This window comes from Telluria antibiotica (assembly GCF_011682055.1).
In the GTDB taxonomy this organism is placed as follows: domain Bacteria; phylum Pseudomonadota; class Gammaproteobacteria; order Burkholderiales; family Burkholderiaceae_D; genus Telluria; species Telluria antibiotica.
Genome location: NZ_JAAQOM010000001.1, coordinates 195,769 through 215,940 on the forward strand (window position 1 = coordinate 195,769; position 20,172 = coordinate 215,940).

At 69.9% G+C, this 20,172-nt stretch carries 19 protein-coding genes; 11 read left to right on the plus strand and 8 right to left on the minus strand.

Features of this window, described 5'->3' with window-relative positions; all coding sequences use genetic code 11:
• Positions 1-79 precede the first annotated feature (79 nt).
• Entirely contained in the window at positions 80-1,378 is a 1,299-nt protein-coding gene (locus HAV22_RS00780) for an NAD(P)/FAD-dependent oxidoreductase (protein WP_166855517.1), read from the plus strand.
• 43 nt (positions 1,379-1,421) lie between these two features.
• Here the strand turns inward: HAV22_RS00780 and HAV22_RS00785 are convergent, their stop codons facing one another.
• Positions 1,422-2,162, minus strand: a complete 741-nt coding sequence (locus HAV22_RS00785; RefSeq protein WP_166855519.1) for an SDR family NAD(P)-dependent oxidoreductase — start codon at positions 2,160-2,162, stop codon at positions 1,422-1,424.
• 110 nt (positions 2,163-2,272) lie between these two features.
• Here HAV22_RS00785 and HAV22_RS00790 point away from each other — a divergent pair, with 110 nt between their 5' ends.
• The 3 genes from HAV22_RS00790 to gudD all read left to right on the plus strand — a co-directional run bounded on the left by HAV22_RS00790 (position 2,273) and on the right by gudD (position 5,196).
• Entirely contained in the window at positions 2,273-3,157 is an 885-nt protein-coding gene (locus tag HAV22_RS00790) for a LysR family transcriptional regulator (protein ID WP_166855521.1), read from the plus strand.
• 184 nt (positions 3,158-3,341) lie between these two features.
• Complete coding sequence (locus tag HAV22_RS00795; RefSeq protein ID WP_166855523.1) at positions 3,342-3,830, plus strand: MFS transporter; 489 nt, start codon at positions 3,342-3,344, stop codon at positions 3,828-3,830.
• A 25-nt stretch (positions 3,831-3,855) separates the two neighbouring features.
• Complete coding sequence (gene gudD, locus HAV22_RS00800; protein ID WP_166855525.1) at positions 3,856-5,196, plus strand: glucarate dehydratase; 1,341 nt, start codon at positions 3,856-3,858, stop codon at positions 5,194-5,196.
• Positions 5,197-5,219: 23 nt separating this feature from the next.
• Here gudD and HAV22_RS00805 read toward each other — a convergent pair whose 3' ends face one another.
• Positions 5,220-6,545 carry a glycoside hydrolase family 28 protein gene (locus HAV22_RS00805; protein ID WP_166855527.1) on the minus strand — a complete coding sequence of 442 codons (1,326 nt, stop codon included), beginning with the start codon at positions 6,543-6,545 and terminating at the stop codon, positions 5,220-5,222.
• Positions 6,546-6,631: 86 nt separating this feature from the next.
• Positions 6,632-6,865 (minus strand): hypothetical protein, encoded by a 234-nt coding sequence (locus tag HAV22_RS00810; RefSeq protein WP_166855529.1) that lies wholly within the window; start codon positions 6,863-6,865, stop codon positions 6,632-6,634.
• Positions 6,866-7,087: 222 nt separating this feature from the next.
• On the opposite strand from HAV22_RS00810, the gene HAV22_RS00815 reads away from it, so the two are divergent.
• The 3 genes from HAV22_RS00815 to mgtA are packed head-to-tail and all read left to right on the plus strand — an operon-like array spanning position 7,088 to position 11,017.
• Positions 7,088-7,513: a hypothetical protein gene (locus HAV22_RS00815; RefSeq protein WP_166855530.1), complete on the plus strand. Its 426-nt coding sequence runs from the start codon at positions 7,088-7,090 to the stop codon at positions 7,511-7,513.
• Between the two features lie 8 nt (positions 7,514-7,521).
• Entirely contained in the window at positions 7,522-8,352 is an 831-nt protein-coding gene (locus tag HAV22_RS00820) for a universal stress protein (RefSeq protein WP_166855532.1), read from the plus strand.
• Between the two features lie 7 nt (positions 8,353-8,359).
• Positions 8,360-11,017: a magnesium-translocating P-type ATPase gene (gene mgtA, locus HAV22_RS00825; RefSeq protein WP_166855534.1), complete on the plus strand. Its 2,658-nt coding sequence runs from the start codon at positions 8,360-8,362 to the stop codon at positions 11,015-11,017.
• Here mgtA and HAV22_RS00830 read toward each other — a convergent pair.
• The 5 genes from HAV22_RS00830 to HAV22_RS00850 form a co-directional block, all read right to left on the minus strand.
• Positions 11,014-11,997, minus strand: coding sequence for a zinc-dependent alcohol dehydrogenase family protein (locus tag HAV22_RS00830; protein WP_208296021.1), 984 nt, complete (start codon positions 11,995-11,997; stop codon positions 11,014-11,016). The two genes, mgtA and HAV22_RS00830, sit on opposite strands and share 4 nt — an antisense overlap.
• 16 nt (positions 11,998-12,013) lie before the next feature.
• Positions 12,014-12,739 (minus strand): acetoacetyl-CoA reductase, encoded by a 726-nt coding sequence (phbB, locus tag HAV22_RS00835; protein WP_166855538.1) that lies wholly within the window; start codon positions 12,737-12,739, stop codon positions 12,014-12,016.
• Between the two features lie 96 nt (positions 12,740-12,835).
• Complete coding sequence (locus HAV22_RS31590; RefSeq protein WP_166855540.1) at positions 12,836-14,440, minus strand: methyl-accepting chemotaxis protein; 1,605 nt, start codon at positions 14,438-14,440, stop codon at positions 12,836-12,838.
• 147 nt (positions 14,441-14,587) lie between these two features.
• Positions 14,588-15,712 (minus strand): YncE family protein, encoded by a 1,125-nt coding sequence (locus HAV22_RS00845; protein WP_208296022.1) that lies wholly within the window; start codon positions 15,710-15,712, stop codon positions 14,588-14,590.
• Positions 15,713-15,869: 157 nt separating this feature from the next.
• Positions 15,870-16,724: a creatininase family protein gene (locus tag HAV22_RS00850; protein ID WP_166855544.1), complete on the minus strand. Its 855-nt coding sequence runs from the start codon at positions 16,722-16,724 to the stop codon at positions 15,870-15,872.
• A gap of 241 nt (positions 16,725-16,965) precedes the next feature.
• On the opposite strand from HAV22_RS00850, the gene HAV22_RS00855 reads away from it, so the two are divergent.
• The 4 genes from HAV22_RS00855 to HAV22_RS00870 are packed head-to-tail and all read left to right on the plus strand — an operon-like array spanning position 16,966 to position 20,170.
• A complete protein-coding gene (locus HAV22_RS00855; protein ID WP_166855546.1) occupies positions 16,966-18,174 on the plus strand; it encodes a cation:proton antiporter in 1,209 nt (402 codons plus the stop codon).
• A 27-nt stretch (positions 18,175-18,201) separates the two neighbouring features.
• Complete coding sequence (locus tag HAV22_RS00860; protein ID WP_166855548.1) at positions 18,202-18,735, plus strand: DNA-binding protein; 534 nt, start codon at positions 18,202-18,204, stop codon at positions 18,733-18,735.
• Positions 18,732-19,379: an ABC transporter ATP-binding protein gene (locus HAV22_RS00865; protein ID WP_371869497.1), complete on the plus strand. Its 648-nt coding sequence runs from the start codon at positions 18,732-18,734 to the stop codon at positions 19,377-19,379. Before HAV22_RS00860 ends, HAV22_RS00865 begins: the two co-directional genes overlap by 4 nt.
• Complete coding sequence (locus HAV22_RS00870) at positions 19,376-20,170, plus strand: ABC transporter permease (protein WP_166855550.1); 795 nt, start codon at positions 19,376-19,378, stop codon at positions 20,168-20,170. The genes HAV22_RS00865 and HAV22_RS00870 overlap by 4 nt, the downstream gene beginning before the upstream one ends.
• Positions 20,171-20,172: the final 2 nt, after the last annotated feature.

Genomic DNA, 20,172 nt, shown 5'->3' on the forward strand with positions numbered 1-20,172 from the left:
CGGCGGATGCGCGAATGCAGCGCGGCGCCGGCGGCCTTCCCGCCCCGCCCCATCGATTCGTAAAAGAAGGGAGCACACCATGCAGTCCATCGTCATCGTCGGAGGCGGCGTCGCCGGCCTCGAACTCGCCACCCGGCTCGGACGCCGCCTAGGCAGCAGCCACAAGGACCGCGTCATCCTCGTCGACAGCGCGCCCACCCACTTCTGGAAACCCCTGCTGCACGCCGTCGCCGCCGGCACCATCGACCCGGCCGACCACATGATCGACTACGCGCGGCAAGCCGTCGACAACCACTTCACGTTCGTGTGCGGCGAAGTCGTGCACGTCGACCGCGCCCGCCGCACGCTGACGGTCCGCAGCAGGTTCGACGACGCGCCCGACGCGCACACCGTCATCGACTACGACCGCCTCGTGCTGGCGTACGGCTCCGTGACGAATTTCTTCGGCATTCCCGGCGCACAGGAGCACTGCCTGGCGCTCGACAGCGTGGCGGGCGCGGAAGGCTTCCGCCAGCGCTTCCTGGGCCTGTGCGCGCAGGCCGGACGGCGCCGCAACGCCCGCACCGACGCGGGCGCGCCGCTGATCGACATCGTCATCGTGGGCGCCGGCCCCACCGGCATCGAACTGGCGGCCGACCTGCGCCACACGGTCGACACGCTGGCCCACTACGGCCTCGCGGGACTGGAATCGCCGCACCAGGTGCAGATCCGCATCGTCGAGCGCGGCCCGCAAGTGCTGCCGTCGCTGGACGCGCAGGCCGCGGGCCTCGCCGTGCGCAAGCTGCGCGCGATGGGCATCGAGATCTGCACGGACACGGCGGTGGCCGAAGTGCGCGCGGACGAAGTCGAGACGACGGACGGCCGCGTGTTCCCCGCCGCGATCACCGTGTGGGCGGCCGGCGTGAAGGGCCCGCGCTTCAGCACGAGCCTGAACGTGGCGCTGAACCGCAACGACCAGGTCGTCGTGGACGCACAGCTGCGCAGCGTGACGGACCCGGACATCCACGCGATGGGCGACTGCTGCACGCTGCTCAATCCGGACAAGACGGCGATGGCGCCCCCGAGCGCCCAGGCCGCGCGCCAGCAGGCCGTCTACCTCGCGCAGGTGCTCGCGCACAAGGCGCCGGAATCGCTGCCCGGCTTCCAGTACCGCGACTACGGCACGCTCGTGTCGCTGGGCCGGGCGGGCGCCGTCGGCATCCTGCACCGCGCGCTCGGCATCCGCCAGCTGCACGTGAATGGTCCGTTCGCCCTCGCGATGTACGGCCTGACGTACCAGCGCCACGTGATGGGCCACCTGGGCATCGTGCGGATGTGCGGCAACCTGCTGGCGCGCTGGTTCCGCTCGAAGATGCTGATGCCCGTGCGCTGGCACTGAAGGGCTGCGCGTGATTGATGCCCCCGGCATCAATCACCCCACCCTACAAACGCGCCAGGCGCGCGCCATCGACGCGCAACGAGGTGCCGTCGACGAAGCGGGCATCGTCCGCCAGCAGGAAAGCGATGGCGGCGGCGAGGTCCTCGGGGGCACCCACGTCGGCCTTGTCGATGATTTCCACGCCCGCCGCCACGTTCGGATTACTCCACAACATGGGCGTGTCGACGGCGCCCGGCAGCACGGCGTTCGCGCGGATGCCCTTCGCCTTGCCCTCCAGTGCTGCCGACCGCGTGAGCGACAGCAGCGCCGCTTTCGCAGCCGCGTACGGCGCGACGAGGGGCTCCGTCTCGACGGCGTGCACGCTCGACACGTTGACGATGGCGCCGCCGCGGCGCATGCGCAGGAACGCCTGCTTGGTGAAGAAGAACGCGCCCAGCAGGTCGACGTCGAGGATGTCGCGCCAGTCCTGCTCCGTCTGCGTTTCGATGGGCTTGAACAGCATCCGGCCGGCGTTGTTGACGACGTAGTCCCAGGCGCCGAACTGCTTGATCGTCGCGTCCACGGCGGCGGCGACGAGATCCTCGCGCGACACGTCGCACGCCGCGGTGCCGATGCGGGCGATGTCGAAGTCGCGCCCGAGCTCCGCGCGCGTGGCATCCAGGCGGTCCTGGTGCAGGTCCGCCAGCATCACGCTGGCCCCGTCGTGCAGCAGGCGCCGCACCAATGCCTGCCCGATGCCGCCGGTCGCGCCCGTGACGATGGCGATGCGCTGGTCGACACTCATGTTCCCTCCTGTGCGTACTGGATCCGGCCCGACGATAGCACGAGGGCCACGCCGGGCGGCGCATCGGTCATAATCGCGGTCGTCCACCGGATTTGCCCAAGGAAAAGCCAATGTTCGAGATCAGCCAGCTCCGCTGCTTCGTTGCCGTTGCCGAGGAATTGCATTTCAGCCGGGCGGCCGAGCGCCTGAACATGACGCAGCCGCCGCTGAGCCGCCAGATCCGCCTGCTCGAACATCACGTCGGCGCCCGGCTGCTGGAGCGCAACAGCCGCTCCGTGCGGCTGACGGCGGCCGGCAGGGCCTTCTTCCCGGAAGCGGCGCGCATCCTGCGCATCGCCGAGGAAGCGGCATTCGTCGCCCGCCGCGCCGCCAAGGGCGAGCAAGGCACCCTCGCGATCGGCTTTACGTCGGCGTCCGGCTACAGCCTGCTGCCGGAAGTCGTGGGTCGGTTGCGCGCGCGCGCGCCCGGCGTGTCGCTCACGTTGAAGGAACTCGTGAGCACGGTGCAGGTGGAAGCGCTGAACGCGGGCGAACTGGACCTGGGACTGATGCGCCCGCACCCCGTGAACGGCGAGCTGGCCAGCCAACTGATCGCCACCGAATCGCTGATGCTCGCGATCCACGAGCGCGACGCGGGCGACTGGCCCCTCGAGCCGACGCTCGCCGACCTGCACGGCCGCCCGTTCGTCATGTACTCGCCGCACGAGGCGCGGCCGTTCCACCAGATGCTGACCGAGCGCTTCGCCCGCGCCGGCATCGTGCCGGACGTCGTGGAGTACGTCGGGCAAGTCCACACGATGCTTGCGCTCGTGCGCGCGGGCATCGGCGCCGCCCTGATCGCGGAAGGCGCGGCCCGGCTCAAATTCGACGGCATCGTCATGCGCAGGATGGCGACGGAGCCTGTCGACATGGTCTGCATGTACCGGCGCAACAACGACAATCCCGTGCTGGACCTGTTCCTGCACGACGTTCTCCCCACGTTCCGCGCGGATTAATTCAATTCCTATATTCTTGGCATCATCCTTTGGTTTGATCGTGTATCGATCACGGCTTATGATCATTTGCAGAACATAAGCCACCCGGGCACTCGATCCGGGTTAGCATCCGAGACACTCAAACTGCGGTCGGCCGGCCAGGTAACAGCATGTCTCTCTTCTTTAACCATGACCGGAAGAGACTATGAACAACGCACACACCGTCAAGGCCGCAAGCGCCGTGCAGATCCGGACCCGGACCCGCTGGCTGATCCTCGCCATGCTGTTCGCCATCACCACAATCAACTACGCCGACCGCGCGACGATCTCGCTCGCGGGACCCGACATCAAGAAGGAACTGGGCCTGTCGGGCGTCCAGATGGGCTTCGTGTTCTCCGCATTCGCCTGGTCGTACGTCGTCGCCCAGCTGCCGGGCGGCTGGCTGCTCGACCGCTTCGGATCGAAGATCACCTATTTATTCAGCATCTTCCTGTGGTCGACGTTCACCTTGTTCACCGGCGCGGCCGGCATCACGACGCCCATCGCCATCGGCTACATCGTCGACGCGACCGGCTCGTTCGCCGGCGCCCTCGTCTACGTCGGCGCCAACGCGGCGCTGGCCATTGCCTGCTACTTGTTCGTCGTCGGCGATATCACGCGCGTCAAGCTCGTGACATCGCTGTCGGCCCGATAACACACTCCACCCTCGACACAACACCATGAACACCATCGTTACCAGCGCCCCCGTCGTCACCGAGCTCCGCGTCGTCCCCGTCGCCGGCCAGGACAGCATGCTGCTGAACCTGTCCGGCGCCCACGGCCCCTGGTTCACCCGCAACATCGTCATCCTCAAGGACAGTGCCGGCAACACGGGCCTCGGCGAGGTGCCGGGCGGCGAGAACATCCGCCGCACGATCGAGGACGCGCGTCCCCTCGTCGTCGGCAGGACGCTGGGCGAATACAACAACGTGCTGAACACGATGCGCGCGGCGTTCGCCGACCGCGACGCGGGTGGCCGCGGCCAGCAGACGTTCGACCTGCGCACGACGATCCACGCCGTGACCGCCGTGGAATCCGCCCTGCTCGACCTGCTCGGCCAGTTCATGGGCGTGCCGGTCGCCGCGCTGCTGGGCGAAGGCGTGCAGCGCAACGCCGTCGAGATGCTGGGCTATCTGTTCTACGTGGGGGACCGCACGAAGACGGACCTTGCGTACCGCGCGGAGCCGGACGCCGCCGACGACTGGCTGCGCCTGCGCAACGAGGAAGCGCTGACGCCGGACGCCGTCGTGCGCCTGTGCGAGGCCGCGCGCGCGCGCTACGGTTTCAACGACTTCAAGCTGAAAGGCGGCGTGCTCTCTGCAGACGAAGAGATGGATGCGATCGTCGCGATGCACGAGCGCTTCCCCGACGCGCGCATCACGCTGGACCCGAACGGCGCGTGGTCGCTGGCGGAAGCGGTGCGCGTGTGCCGCGACAAGCACGGCATCCTCGCGTACGCCGAAGACCCGTGCGGCGCGGAGAACGGCTTCTCCGGCCGCGAAGTGATGGCCGAATTCCGCCGCGCGACGGGCCTGCCGACGGCGACGAACATGATCGCGACGGACTGGCGCCAGATGGCCCACTCGATCCAGCTGCAGTCGGTGGACATCCCGCTCGCGGACCCCCACTTCTGGACGATGCAGGGCTCCGTGCGCGTCGCGCAGCTGTGCCAGATGTTCGGCCTGACGTGGGGCTCGCACTCGAACAACCACTTCGACATCTCGCTCGCGATGTTCACGCACGTGGGCGCGGCGGCGCCGGGCAAGGTCACCGCCATCGACACGCACTGGATCTGGCAGGACGGCCAGCGCCTGACGAAGGCGCCATTGAAGATCGAGGGCGGCCACGTGCACCTGCCCACACGGCCGGGCCTCGGCATCGAGCTGGACGAGGTCGAGCTGGAGAAGGCGCACCAGGCCTATAAGAACATGGGCCTCGGCGCACGCGACGACGCGGCCGCCATGCAGTTCCTGATCCCTGGCTGGAAGTTCGACAACAAGCGCCCCTGCCTCGTGCGCTGATCCACGCTGCCGGCGCGCAGGCCCTACGCCGCGTAGGGCCTGCCGTTGACGACGACGTTCTCCATCGTCGGGCTGGGCGCGCCTTTTACCTGCAGGCGCTCGTCGGTTAGTTGCAAATTTATATTCCGCAGCACGACGCCCCCGATGTCGGTCTGGCCCGGATTCGGCGCGACGATGCCGAACGCGCCGAACCGCCCGCGGATGCCATCCAGCACGAGGCCGCGCACGGACGAATGCGGGGGCGCCTCGCCCTTCAGGTCGAAATACTGGCTCCACGGCCGGATCGCCACGATCTCGCCCTTGGCGGAATCGAGCACCAGGTCGCGCATCACGATGTTCTCGTAGCGTTGCGGCGTGTCCGGCCGCAGCTTCAGGTGCGCGACGGCGCCCACCTCCCGCACCGTGCAATGTTCGACGAGGACGTCACGCACGACGGTCGCCTCGCTGCCGCACGTGAACATGGCGTGGCCGCGCCGGAACACGCAGTTGCGCACGCGTACGCGCTCGACGGGCGGGCTGGCCTTGTCGTCCGGCGCGTGCGGCCCCTTCGATCCCTTCGCGGCGATGCAGTCGTCCGTCACGGAAAAATAGCAGCCGTCGACGAGCACGTCCTGACAGCTGTCGATGTCGATCCCGTCCGTGCTGGGCGCCTGCACGTAATCGTCGGGCACCTCGAAACTGCAGCCGCGCACGACGACGTCGCGGCACCGGTACAGGTGCAGGTTCCAGAACTGGGAATCCTTGAACGTGATCCCGTCCACCGTCACGCCGCGCGAGCCCTCGATGACCGCGAGGCGGGCGCGCGGCACGTCCAGGTTGCGGAACGCGGCCTTGTCCTTGGCGGCATTGCGCAGCTGCCAGAACCGGTCCCAGATCGGCCGGCCGGCGCCGTCCAGCGTGCCCGCGCCCGTGATCGTCAAGCCGTCGCAGCCCGCCGCGTTGATCAGGCCCGGATTGAAGTGCTCCTCGACGTGGCCCTCGATGCGCGTGCGCTGGACGGGGAAGTGGCGCATGTCCGTCGAGCAGCGCAGCACGGCGCCCCGCTCGAGATGGAGATGGACGCCCGGCTTCAGGAACAGCGCGCCGCTGACGAACACGCCCGCGGGCACGACGACGGTGCCGCCGCCCTGCCCGGCCGCCCGGTCGTTCGCGACCCGGTCGATCGCGGCCTGGATCGCGCGCGTATTGACGGTGGCGCCGTCGCCGACGGCACCGGTATCAATGATCGAAATGCGTTTGCCATCCGGCTCGGCGGCATGCGCCGCGCGGCGCGACAGTGTGAGGGACAACAGCGGCAGGGACAGCAGCGCCAGGGCGGCGCGGCGGCGGGCGAAAACAGGTACGGGCATGGCAATCCGGATCGGAAGTCGATATCCGGATCATGCTAAAGCAGCCGCGGCCCGAACGCGGCTCAATGTGCTGATCGATTCACTGCTCAGCCGAACAGTCTTTCGAACAACCACACGATCGATTTCGCCACGAATTGCGCGAACGGCAAAGCCAGCGCGACCAGCAGGACGATCTGGCAGACGCGCAGCACGGGTTCGAACGCGTGCCAGTCGCGGTGCACGTGCGGCAAGTGGACGTGCGGCAGGTGGATGTGCGGCCGGTGGATGTGGGACAGATGCAGGTGAGCCTTCATGCGGGCGGGCGTCGGACCGAATTTCATCGTCGTCTCCGTATATGTATATACGAATTCAGCATATGCTCATGCGCTGCGCTCTGCCGATGATTTTTTCGATCGCGCGGGCCAACGGGATTGGCAGAATCAATCAGCACTTCCGCCAGTCCGCCGAAATCAACTGATTCGGGCGTTTTTGAGGTAGATCAAACGAAACGCAGGCGTCAACCGAGACACTGCTTGTCACCACCGACAAGTTTGAGGCCTATCATGCGAATCACCGATCCCGGCCTGGCACGCCCTGCCGCGACGGCAGCCCTGCAGCGCTGTCGCCGCGACCTCCGCGCCCGCGTCGCGAGGCTGCGGGCGCAACCCGACGACCTGTTCTCGCAAGAGTTTCCCGCCGTCGTGACGGCCGTGGAAGCCGGTTTCCGCCACGAGGAAACGCTGCTCGAACTGCTGGGCGACACCTGCCTGCACCCGCGCCGCGCCGACCATGCCATCATCTTGTGCGCGCTGCACCGGACCCTGTCGCAGGTCGAAGGCGGCGACGTCGCGCTGGGCCGGCAGGTGGCGGACGCGCTCGACGCCGTGCTGGCCCTAACCTGCGAGCCGGCACCGGCGCACGCGCCGGGCCGCGCGCCGCCGCGCCGGCACGCCCGCCCGCGCCGGGACCTCGTCCACCACGCGCACTGAGGCCCGCCATGGACTACAAGACGATCGTCGTGCATGTGGACGAATCGCGCCACGCGCACGTCCGCATCCGTTACGCGGCCCGGCTCGCGCGCGACCATGGCGCCCTGCTGCTGGGCGCCGCGTTCACCGGCGTGTCGCGCGCCGTGTTCCCGACCGGGTTCGACATCCGCCCCGCGACGCTCGAAGCCAGCTATTTCGAGCCGCTCGAGGGCAACGCCCGGCGCGCGCTGGCCGCGTTCGACCTGATCGCCGCCGAGGAACGCACGGCGCACGACAGCCGGCTCGTGTGCGACCAGGCCGACGAAGGCCTGGCCCGGCTCGCGCGCTTCGCCGACCTCGTCGTCGTCAGCCGGGACGATCCCGACGAGGCACCCGCCGGCAGCGTCGTGCGCATTCCCGACTACGTGATCCTGAATGCCGCCCGTCCCGTCGTCATCGTGCCGTACCGCGCCGAAGCGCCCGCCCTGCCCGGCCGCATCCTGCTCGCCTGGGACGGCGGCAAGGAAGCGTCGCTCGCCCTCTCCGCCGCGTTGCCGCTGCTGGAGCGCGCGGACGCCGTCGTTGTCGCCGACCTGGCCGGCACTGCGGGCGGCGACTTCCAGGCGCAGCTGGCCGACGTGCGCGACTGGCTCGCCCGCCACGGTGTCCAGGCCGAGACGCTGCTGGGCACCGCTGCCCGCGACGAAGGCGCCGCCCTGCTCGAGCTCGCGCGCGCGCAAGCGGCGGACCTGCTCGTGATGGGCTGCTACGGCCACAGCCGCCTGCGCGAACTGTGCCTGGGCGGCGCGAGCCGCACCGTGCTGGCCGAGGCGGACATCCCCGTCCTGCTGGCGCACTGAACCCGGCATGGGGACCCGCTCGGCCCCCGCCGCGCCGGCCACGCCCGATCTCGCGGCCGTCGCCGCGCTGGCGCCCGACGCCGCGCTCGCCCTGTTGGGCAGCCGCGCCGCCGGGCTGTCCGCCGCGGAGAGCCAGGCACGCCTCGCGTCGTTCGGGCGCAACGGCGTCGCCGCCGAGCCGAGGCGCCACATCATCGTCGACCTGCTGACCCAGCTGGCGCGGCCGCTGCCGCTGCTGCTGCTCGCGCTGGCCGGCGTCGACGTGGCAACGGGCCAGCCCCTGGGCGCCGCCGTCATCGGCGCCATCGTCGTCCTGTCCGCCCTGCTGGGCATCGTGCAGGAGCGCCGCTCCGGCAGCGCCGTGCGCCGCCTGCGCGCGCTCGTGCACACGACCGTCCGCGCGCTGCGGGCCGACGCGAACAAGGCAGGCGACACCGTCGAGGTGCCGCTCGAGCAGCTCGTGCCGGGTGACGTCGTCGTGCTGTCCGCGGGCGACCCCGTGCCGGCCGACGTGCGCTTCCTCGACACGAACGACCTGTTCGTCGACCAGGCCGCGCTGACCGGAGAATCGCTGCCCGTCGCCAAGCATGCGCGCGCGCTGCCGGATGCCGCCGCCCGCGCCGGCGACGCCGCCGCGCTGGCGAACGTCGGCTTCATGGGCGCGCACGTCACGAGCGGCGGCGCGCGCGCCCTCGTCGTCGCGACGGGCGCCGCGACGGGATTCGGCCACGTGGCCGCGGCCCTCGCGCAGGCGCGCGAGACGACGCCGTTCGAGCGCGACATCGACCGCGTGATCGCCTTGCTGCTGCGCTTCATGGCGCTGATGGCGCCGCTCGTGTTCGTGCTGAACCTCGTCACGAAACACGACTGGTACGAGGCGCTGCTGTTCGCCACCGCGGTCGCCGTCGGCCTCGCGCCGGAGATGCTGCCGATGATCGTCACCGTCAACCTGGCGCGCGGCGCGCTGCTGCTGGCCGGACGCAAGGTCATCGTCAAGCGCCTCGGCGCCGTGCAGGCGCTGGGCGCGATCGACGTCCTGTGCACCGACAAGACGGGGACACTCACCCAGGACCGCGTCGTGCTGCTCAAGCACGTCGACATCGACGGGCGCGATTCCGATCGCGTGCTGGACTACGCCTACCTGAACAGCCGCCACCAGACGGGGCTGCACAACCTGCTCGACAAGGCCGTGCTCGACCAGCCCGGCCTGCCCGCGCGCCTCGATGCCGGCTGGCGCAAGCTGGGCGAGATGCCGTTCGACTTCGAACGGCGCCGCATGTCGGTCGTGCTGGAGGGCCCCGACGGCGCGCGCATCCTCGTGTGCAAGGGCGCCGTCGACGAGATCACGGGCGTGTGCAGCGCCGCGGAGCGCGCGGGCGCGCGCGTGCCGTTCGAGCCCGCGCACGCCGCGACGCTGGGCGCGACGGCCGACGGGCTGAACGAGGACGGCCTGCGCGTGATCGCCATCGCCTGCCGCACGCTCGGCCCCGACGAAGCGATCGACCACGACCCGGCGGCCGAGCGCGACCTCACGCTGATGGGGTATATCGCGTTCTTCGATCCGCCGCGCGAGTCGGCGGCGGCCGCGATTGCCGGGCTGCGCGCGCACGGCGTCGACGTCAAGGTGCTGAGCGGCGACGTCCCAGCCGTCTGCGCCCACGTGTGCCGGCTCGTCGGCATCGACGCCACCGCCATCCTCGACGGCGCCACGCTCGAGCGCTTGTCGGACGACGCGCTCGCGCAGCGGGTCGCGACGACGCAGGTGTTCGCGAAGCTGAACCCCGGGCAGAAAACGCGCGTCATCCAGGCGCTGCAGGCGCGCGGACGCGTCGTCGGCTTCCTCGGCGACGGCGTCAACGACGGCCCGGCGCTGAAACGCGCCGACGTGGGCATCGCCGTCGACAGCGGCACGGACGTGGCGCGCGACGCGGCCGATCTCGTGCTGCTGGAAAAAAGCCTGCTCGCCGTCGACGAGGGCATCGCGATCGGCCGCACCGTGTTCGGCAACATCGTCAAGTACGTGCGCATGAGCGCCAGCTCGAACTTCGGCAACATGCTCAGCGTCGTCGGCGCCAGCGTGCTGTTGCCGTTCCTGCCGATGGCGCCGCTGCAGGTCCTGCTCAACAACCTGCTGTACGACTGCTCGCAGACCGCGGTGACGACCGACCGCGTCGAGGCGCACTACCTCGCCGCGCCGCGCCGCTGGGAACTCGGCAGCCTGCGCCGCTACGTCCTGTGCTTCGGGCCCCTCAGCTCCCTGTTCGACTACGCGACGTTCGCGCTGCTGTGGTTCGGCCTCGGTGCCGCCCGTGCGCCCGCGCTGTTCCAGTCGGGCTGGTTCGTCGAATCGCTGCTGTCGCAGGCGCTCGTCGTGTACGTGCTGCGCGCGAGCGCCGCACCGTGGGCCGCCGTGCCGCCATCGCGCGCGCTGGTGGCCGCGACGCTGGCCGTGTGCGCGGCCGGCGTCTGGCTGCCGTACGCACCGTTCGCCCACCTGTTCGGCCTCGTGCCGCTGCCGCCGGGCTACTGGTGGGGTCTTTCCGCCATCCTGCCCGGCTACCTCGTGCTCGTCCAGCTGGCCAAGGCCGCGCTCGTACGCCGCTTCGGCATCGACCGCGCGCTGCCCGCCGTGGCCGCGCCGCGGCTCGATACCGGGACGGCCTAGGGCAGCAGCACGGCGGCGCCGTCGATGCGGCCGGCGCGCAAGTCGTCCAGCGCCGTGTTCGCGGCGGCGAGCGGATACGTCGTGACCGTCGTCGCGATGCCGCCCGCACCCACGAGGTCGAAGAACGCGGCGCCGTCGGCGCGCGTGAGGTTCGCCACGGAGCGCACGCAGCGCTCGCCCCACAGCAGCGCGTACGGAAAGGAAGGGATGTCGCTCATGTGGATGCCCGCGCACACGACGGTGCCGCCGCGCGCCGTCGCGGCCAGCGCCTGCGGGACGAGCGCACCGACAGGCGCGAACAGGATCGCGGCGTCGAGCGGCTGTGGCGGCGCCGTGCCGGACGGGCCGGCCCACGCGGCGCCCAGCGTGCACGCGAACGCTTGCGATTGCAGGTCGCCGGGACGCGTGAAGGCGAACACGGTGCGGCCCTGCAGGCGCGCCACCTGCGCGACGATGTGCGCGGCGGCGCCGAAGCCGTACAGGCCGAGACGGCGGGCCGCGCCCGTCATCGCATAGGCGCGGTAGCCGATCAGGCCCGCGCACAGCAGCGGTGCCGCATGCGCGTCGTCGTAGGCGGCAGGCAGCGGGCAGCAATAGCGCGCGTCGGCCAGCGTGTACTCCGTGAAGCCGCCGTCGCGGTCGTACCCGGTGAACAGCGCCTGCTCGCACAGGTTCTCGCGTCCTTCGACGCAGTACGCGCAGACGCCGCAACTGCCGCCCAGCCACGGCACGCCGACGCGCGTGCCCGGCGCGAACCGGTCCGCGAGGGCGCCCGCCGCCACGACGTCGCCGACGATCTCGTGGCCCGGCACGAGCGGCAGCCGGTGCGGCGGCAGGTCGCCGTCGACGATGTGCAGGTCGGTGCGGCAGACGGCGCAGGCGCGCACGCGCAGCAGCACGTCGTGCGGGCCCGGTTGCGGAACGGGACGGCGCTCGGGGCGCAGCGGCAGCCCGGGGCCGTCCAGCACCATGGCCATCATCGACGCGGCCATGAGGTCAGGCCAGGTACTGGCCGCCGTTGACGTCGAACGTGGCCCCGGTGACGAAGCCCGCGGCCTCGTCGGCCAGGAACGCAACCATGCGCGCCACGTCCTGCGGGGTGCCGAGGCGGCCGACGGGGATGCCGGCGACGATCGCCTGCAGCACTTCCGGCTTGACCTTCGCCACCATGTCGGTGTCGCAGTAGCCGGGCGCCACCGCGTTGACGGTGATGCCGTGCGCCGCGTTTTCCAGCGCCAGCGATTTCGTGAAGCCGAAGATGCCGGCTTTCGCGGCCGCGTAGTTGCTCTGGCCCATCTGGCCCTTGCGGCCGTTGATCGAGCTGATGTTGACGATGCGCCCGTAATGGCGGGCGCGCATGCCTTCGATGACCTGGCGCGTCACGTTGAACATCGACCCGAGATTCGTGCGCAGCACGTTCCACCACTGGGCCTCGTCCATCTTGTGGAACATCGCGTCGGCCGTGATGCCCGCGTTGTTCACGAGCACGTCGACCGGCCCCAGCCGCTCGGCGACGCGCGCGACACCCGCGCGGCAGGCATCGAAATCGGCCACGTCCCAGCGGAACGTGGCGATCCCCGCCTCTTCCTCCAGCCGCCGCGCCGCGGCCTCGTCGCCATGCCAGGTCGCGGCCACCTTGCAGCCGCGTTCGCGCAATGCCAGCGCGATCGCCTTGCCGAGTCCGCGCGTACCGCCCGTTACCAGTGCCACCTTGTCGTCCATGGAAGCCTCCTGTCAGTGTCGATCGGATCTCCCATTCTGCTCCGCTCGTACGGGCGGCGCCAGCGGTGCTCCCGCACGCGCGCTGTCGGGTATCCCCTACGCCACGGTCAGCATGCGGACCGGGTCGGTCGCGGCGGTGCGGCGCATGCCGGGCGCCTGCGCATCGAGCCGGAACGCGCCGACGGCGAGCGCCAGGCTTTCCGCCTCCTCGCGCAGTGCCTGGGCGGCGGCCGTGGCCTCCTCGACCAGCGAGGCGTTCTGCTGGGTCGTCTGGTCCATCTGGACGATGGCGCGGTTGACTTCCTCGATGCCGACCGACTGTTCCTGGCTGGCCGCCATGATCTCGGCCATGATGTCCGTCACGCGGTTGATGCTGCCGACGATCTCGCCCATCGTGGCGCCGGCCTGGTCGACGAGCGCCGAGCCGTGATTGACCTTCTGCACGGAGTCGGCGATCAGTCCCTTGATTTCCTTGGCCGCGGCCGCGCTGCGCTGCGCCAGGTTGCGTACCTCGGACGCGACGACGGCGAACCCGCGGCCCTGCTCGCCCGCGCGCGCCGCTTCCACGGCCGCGTTCAATGCGAGGATGTTGGTCTGGAACGCGATGCCGTCGATGACGCCGATGATGTCCGCGATGCGGGTGGCCGACGTATTGATCGCACCCATCGTCGACACGACCTGCGTCACCACCGTGCCGCCCTTCGCGGCCACCGCGGATGCCGACTGCGCCAGCACGTTGGCCTGGCGCGCGTTGTCCGCGTTCTGGCGGACGGTCGACGTCAGCGCTTCCATCGACGCGGCGGTGCGCTCGAGCGACGCGGCCTGCTGCTCGGTGCGCGTCGACAGGTCCAGGTTGCCGCTCGCGATCTCGCCCGACGCGGACGCGATGGTGTCGGTGCCCGCGCGCACGCGGCCCACGAGACGCGCGAGGCCCGCGTTCATGTCGCTCAGCGCGCGCATCAGGTGGCCCGTCTCGTCGTTGGCGCGGACGCGGATGTCCTGCGTCAGGTCGCCGGCGGCCACGGCGCCGGCAATGCGCACGGCTTCGTCCAGCGGATGCACGATCCCCTTCACGAGCATGGCGCCCACGATGGCGGCGAGGATCAGGCCCAGGGCCACGCCGGACAGGCAGACGAGACGCACCATCTCGTACGTCGACCGCGACTTGTCGTTGGCTTTCGCGGCTTCGTCCAGTTGCAACTGGATCAGGGCATTGATCGCCGCGCGGACCGGCGCGAACACCTCGATCATCGGGCCGTGCACGAGCGCGGTCGCGCGCGCCACGTCGCCGGCGCGCAGCGCCTCCACCAGCGGACGCTGGGCGTCGGCGACGAACCTGGCGCGCGCCCGCAGCAAGCGATCGGCGGCCTCTTTTTCGCCGTCCACCATCTCCGTGGCCGAATATATCTTCCACTGCTCGTCGATGACGGCATCGTTGCGCTCGACGTCGGCCAGCAGCGCGGGGACCTTGGACGGTTCGACCGTGAGCGCGCGCGCGAGGGCCAGCTGGTTCAGGTTCATGCTGCGCACGACCTTGTCCAGCTGGCCGAGGCACACGAGCTGGTTGGCGTACATCGCCTGCATGCGGCCGTTCGCCTGGCCCAGGCTGACAATGCCGACGGTGGCACCGACGATCAATTCGAAACCGAGGAGCGCGATCACGAAGATCAGGCGCGTTTTGATGGTGACATTTTTAAACATGGGGGGCGATGAAAACGGAAGGTACTTGGATTATAGAAACAGACCGATCCATGTGGAAATGAACCAGGTCTGTATTGATCCGTTTTCGTCGATACGTGGCCGATGCGCAACGAACCGTTGCCGCTCCGCCAACGCCGGACGCCGGGGTCAGCGCAGGTTGCCCGTGTGGCCCAGCGAATAGCGGCCCGGCTGCGGCCACACGGTCAGGCCGTGGGGTTCGCCGCCGACCTTCACCTTCTGCATGTCGCCCGTCTTCGTGTCGATGCGGTACACGACGTCGTCGTAGCGCCCCGACAGCCACAGCCACTTGCCGTCCGCGCTGACGTTGCCCATGTCCGGGCTGCCGCCGCCCGGCACGGGCCAGTTGGCGACGATCTTGCCAGTCGCGAAATCGAGCACGGCCACGCTGCCCGGGCCCTTGCGCTTGCCGTGGATGCGGTGCGTGCCGCGGCTCGCGATGTACAGGAATTTGCCGTCGCGGCTCGGATACAGCCCGTGCGTGCCGATGCCGACGGGAACGAAGCCGATTTCCTTCAGGTTGTCGCCGTCGACGACGTGCACGCCGTCCGCGTCCATGTCCGCGATGTAGAAGCGCTTGCCGTCCGGGGAGCTGCGGATGTCCTGCGGCATGCCCTTCTTCGCCGAGCAGATCTCGGTGGCGCCGGGCGCCGTCGGGTCGACGCCTTCGCGGAAGCGCGTCGACGGCATCGACAGCTTCAGGTAGCCCAGCACCTTGCGGTTCACGAGGTCGATCTTCGCGAGGCTGCCGTCGAACTCGCACGTGAACAGCGCGTAGCGGCCGTCGATCGAAAAGTCGGCGTGGTTGATGCCGCCGCATTGCGGCACCTCGATCGCGTACTGCATCGCCATCGTGTGCGGATCGCGGAAGTCGAGCCGGTGGCGCGCCTCGGCCACGACGATGGCCGACCTGCCGTCCGGCGTGAAGTACATATTGTACGGATCGTCCACGGTGACGTTCGCGCCCGGCTTGCCGGTGCGCGGGTCGATGGGCGTGAGGCTGCCGTCGCCGTGGCGCTCGGCATTGTTCGCGACCCACAAGGTGCGCAGGTCCCACGACGGGATCACGTGCTGCGGGCTGCGGCCCACCTTGAACGTGTCGACGACCTTCATCGTCGCGGGGTCGATGACGCTGACGTCGTTCGAGCGCAGGTTCGGCACGTAGATGCGTTCCAGGTCGCCCTTCACGGCGGGACTCAGGTGCGTGGGGCCGATCTCGCTGTACAGGTTGCGCGCATCGACGACGGGCGGCATGCCGGCCACGGTCGTGACGGTGGCGATGGCTGGAGCGGGCTTCACGGCCGCGGGCGGCGCGGAGGCAACGCCGACACGCGAGACGACGGCCCCACCGGCCAGGACGGACAGTGCCAGGACGGCACCAACGGTAACTTTGGATGACACGATGGCTTCTTTACTTTCGTTTGGTTGAATTCGGAGTCGGATCGGATGCCGGCTGCCGGGCGGCGCGGATGGCGGCGACGGACGCGTCGACGATGCGCTCGACGCCCATCCGGCCCAGTTCCGCCGTCGCGCGGCTCGGATCGCCGTGCACGCCTGCGCTCGCGCCGCCGCGCGCACCGGCCGCCACCTGCGCCGGCCGCACGAGCGCCGGGTCGACGGCCAGCGACAGCGCCGTATCGGCCAGGCCCGCGTGCGTGCCGATCTCGGCGTCGGCGAAGCCGCGCCGCTTCAGGTCGGCGAAGAATCCCGCCGTCGCGGCATCGTAGTACGCCGCCAGCGCGTGGGCGCGGCAACCGCCGGCGCGGTTCACGCGCGCGGCGGCAAGTTGTTCGTTCTTCTGGTAGCCGCCGTGGTCGCCCAGGAAAAAGACGTCGCGGATGCCATGCTGACACAGGCTCTTCGCCGTCGCTTCCAGCAGCGCTTCGAACGCGGCGTCCGGGATCGACAGGGTGCCCGCGAACCGCATATGGCCGGCCGGCGGCGCGATCGCGCCTTCGGGGACGTACGCGACGACGGGCGCGACGACGGCATCGCCGAGGCGCGCGGCGATGCGTCCCGCCAGCACGCGGGCGCGGACATTGTGCTTGCCGAGGACGATGTGAGGACCGCTCTGCTCCGTGCCGCCGATGGGCACGAGGGCCGTCGTCGTGCCGGCCGCGATGCGGTCGCGCAGTTCGGGCGACGTGAGGTCCTCGAGGTAGACGCCGGGCGCGGCAGGCGCGGCGAAGGCATGCGGCGCCGCGAACAGGGCCAGGCAGGCGAGCGCCAGCGCATGGCGGCGTGCCGAGTTGTGCAGGTGAAGCATTGATCCGAGTTCCTGATGCTTGCGCGCGCAGGCACGAACGCCTAGTGACACGCGACCGAACACCTATTGTAGAGCATCAACTAGTACCAGGCGGGCGGGGCGCCGGATTTTTTTCGCGGCCATGCGGAAACGACACGACCTCGTTGTTCTGACAGGTATGAAAACCTTTTCATATCGCAGATTTCCCGCTAGGATACCGATTCGCTCATTACATAATTACGTAATATAAACGAGGAGACGTATGAGTACCACGGAAATCTTTCTGCTTGCATTGCTGATCATATTCGTCGTGCCCTATCTGGTCTGGCGCCTGGGCCGCACGGACTATTTTGCCCCGCTCGTCATCGTCCAGATCATCATGGGTGTCTTGCTGGGCCCCGGCGTGCTGGGCGCCGCCTTCCCCGACTACCACCGGTTCGTGTTCAACCCGGACGTCGTCAAGACGCTGAACGGCATCGCACAATGGGGCGTCATGCTGTTCGTGATGCTGGCCGGTATCGAGCTCGACCTGAAAAAGGCGTGGACCTACCGCCGCGAAAGCGCGACGACGGCCGGCCTCGCGCTGGGCACCCCGCTGCTGTTCGGCTGCGCGGCCGCCGCGCTGCTGATGGGCTATCCCGGCTGGATGGGCGCGAAGGCAGCGCCGTGGCAATTCACGTTGGGCACGGGGATGGCCTGCGCCGTGACGGCGCTGCCGATCCTCGTGCTGCTGATGCAGAAACTCGACATCCTGCGCCTGCCGATGGGCCAGCGCATCCTGCGCTACGGCAGCCTGGACGACGTTGCGATCTGGGGCGTCCTTGCCCTCATCCTGCTGGACTGGGAGCGCATCGGCCGCCAGCTGGGCTTCCTCGCCGCGTTCGCGGTGCTGACGTTCGTGTTCCGCCGCCTGATGGCACGGATCGGGCAGAGCGACCGCTGGTACGTGGCGCTGATCTGGCTGATCGCCTGCTCGTTCGGCGCCGACTGGGCCGGCCTGCACTTCATGGTGGGCGCGTTCCTCGCCGGCGTCGTGATGGATGCCGACTGGTTCAAGCAGGAGCACCTGGATACCCTGTTCCAGAACGTGCTGCTTGCGCTGATGCCCGTCTTCTTCCTGAGCACCGGCCTGCGCACGAAATGGGACCTGGGCGGCTACGCCGTCTTCTTCGCGGCCGGCCTGCTGCTGTTCGCGTCCGTCGGCGGCAAACTGGCCGGCGCCCACGTCGCCGGCAAGCTCCTGAAGTGGAAGGACGGCGAAGCGTCGATCATCGGCTGGCTGCTGCAGACGAAGGGTCTCATCGAGATCATCTTCGCCAACATCCTGCTCGACAAGCAGATCATCACGAACGAAACGTTCACGGCGCTCCTGTTGATGGCGGTCGGCAGTACAATGCTGACCGTCCCGGTCGTGCATCCGAAACTGAATCGCGCACAGCACCGCGGACTGGTGAATCAGGCCAGTTCCTGATCGGCGCAGGCAACCACGGAGCAACGGATGGCACGCAGCGGACTCACGAAATCTCAGGTCAGGGAAGCCCGCGACCGCCTGCTGGCGGAAGGGCGCCATCCGTCCGTGGACGCGCTGCGCCACGCGCTGGGCGACATCGGTTCCAAGTCGACCATCCACAAATACGTCAAGGAGCTGCGCAACGAGGACGGCGACGCCGGCACGCGCCGCGAAGACACGGGCCGCGCGCTGCAGGCCCTCGTCGACGAGCTGGCCGACCGGCTGCATGCGGACACGGACGAGCGCCTGCGCCAGCTCCGGCTCGACCACGAGCACGCGCTGCGCGAACGCGACCGCGAACTGGCCGCGCTGCGCAGCACCGTCGCGACGCTCACCGCGCGCGTGCGGCAGCTGGAGGCGGAAGCGCAGTTCGGCGCCGACGAGGCACCGCTGCGCCACTGGCACGACCGCCAGGCCGGCCACAGCGGCTTCGGCCACTTCGACATGAGCCTCCTGAATTCGCGCTCGTTCGTTGCCGACGCCTCGCCGTTCGACCTGATCCGGGCCGCCGCACGCTCGTGAGCGACCTGGCGTGCACGACGGGCGCAGCGCCCGCGCGCCTCGCGGTACGCGGCCTGCGCTCGCCGTTCGGCGGACCGTTCACGTTCGACGTACGCGCGGGCGAATGCATCGCGATCCAGGGCCCGTCCGGCGCGGGCAAGAGCGTCCTGCTGCGCATGCTGGCCGACCTCGACCCGCATGACGGCGACGCGCTGCTGGACGGCCGCGCCGCCACGTCGATGCCGGCGCCCGACTGGCGCGCGCTGGTCGTCTACCAGGCCGCCGAACCGGCATGGTGGGAGCCGACGGTGCGCGCCCACTTCGCCGCTGCCGACCTGCCGTTCGTGGAAAGCACGCTGTCCGCGCTGGGCCTGGCGCCCGCGCTGCTGGACGCGCCGATCGAGCGCCTGTCGACGGGCGAGCGCCAGCGCCTCGCCCTCGTCCGCTCGCTGGCGCGTAGGCCGCAGGTGCTGCTGCTGGACGAGCCGACGGCCGCTCTCGACCCGGACGCCGTCGCGCGCGTGGAGGCGCTGCTGCGCGACCGGCTCGCGCACGGCATGGCCATGCTGGTCGTGACGCATGCGGCCGAGCAGGCGCGCCGCCTCGCGCAGCGCGTCTTCCGTCTCGAGGACGGCCAACTGACGGCCGACGGGGAGCCGCGATGAACGCCGTGCACCTCGGTACGTGGGACCTGCTCGCGGCCGCCCTCCTCATCGTGCTGGACGCCTTGTTGTCGCTCGCGCTGCGCCTCGGCCTGCACCGCCAGATCCTCGTCGCCGCCGTGCGCATGGTGGCGCAGCTGACGATCGTGGGCCTCGTGCTGCGCCACGTGTTCGCGACGGCGTCCGCGCCGGCGACACTGGCCGTCGTCCTCTTCATGATCGCCGCGGCCGCGCGCGAGGTGGCCACCCGCCCGCGCCAGCGCCTCGCACATCACATGAATTACCGGATCAGCGCCGCCGTCGTGTCGTGCGCCGGCTTCGCGACGGTGCTGCTGGCGCTGGCGACCGCCGTGCGGCCGACGCCGTGGTACGAGCCGCGCTACGCCATCCCGCTGATGGGCATCGTGCTCGGCAGCGTGCTGAACGCCGCCAGCCTCGCGCTGGACGGCATCCTCGACGGCGTCCAGCGCGAGCGCGCCCGCATCGAGGCGCGCCTGGCGCTCGGCACGCCGCTGCGCACGGCGCTCGGGCCACTGGTGCGCAGCGCGACGCGGCGCGGCATGATCCCCGTCGCGAACCAGATGTCGGCCGCCGGCATCATCACGCTGCCCGGCATCATGACGGGCCAGCTGCTGGCCGGCATGGACCCGATGGACGCCGTCAAATACCAGATCCTGCTGATGTTCCTGCTGGCCGGCGCCAGCGGGCTGTCCTCGGTGGGCGCCGCCTTGCTGGCCGTGCGCGCGCTGTCCGACGACCGCCAGCGGCTGCGCATCGACCGCCTCACGGGCTGACC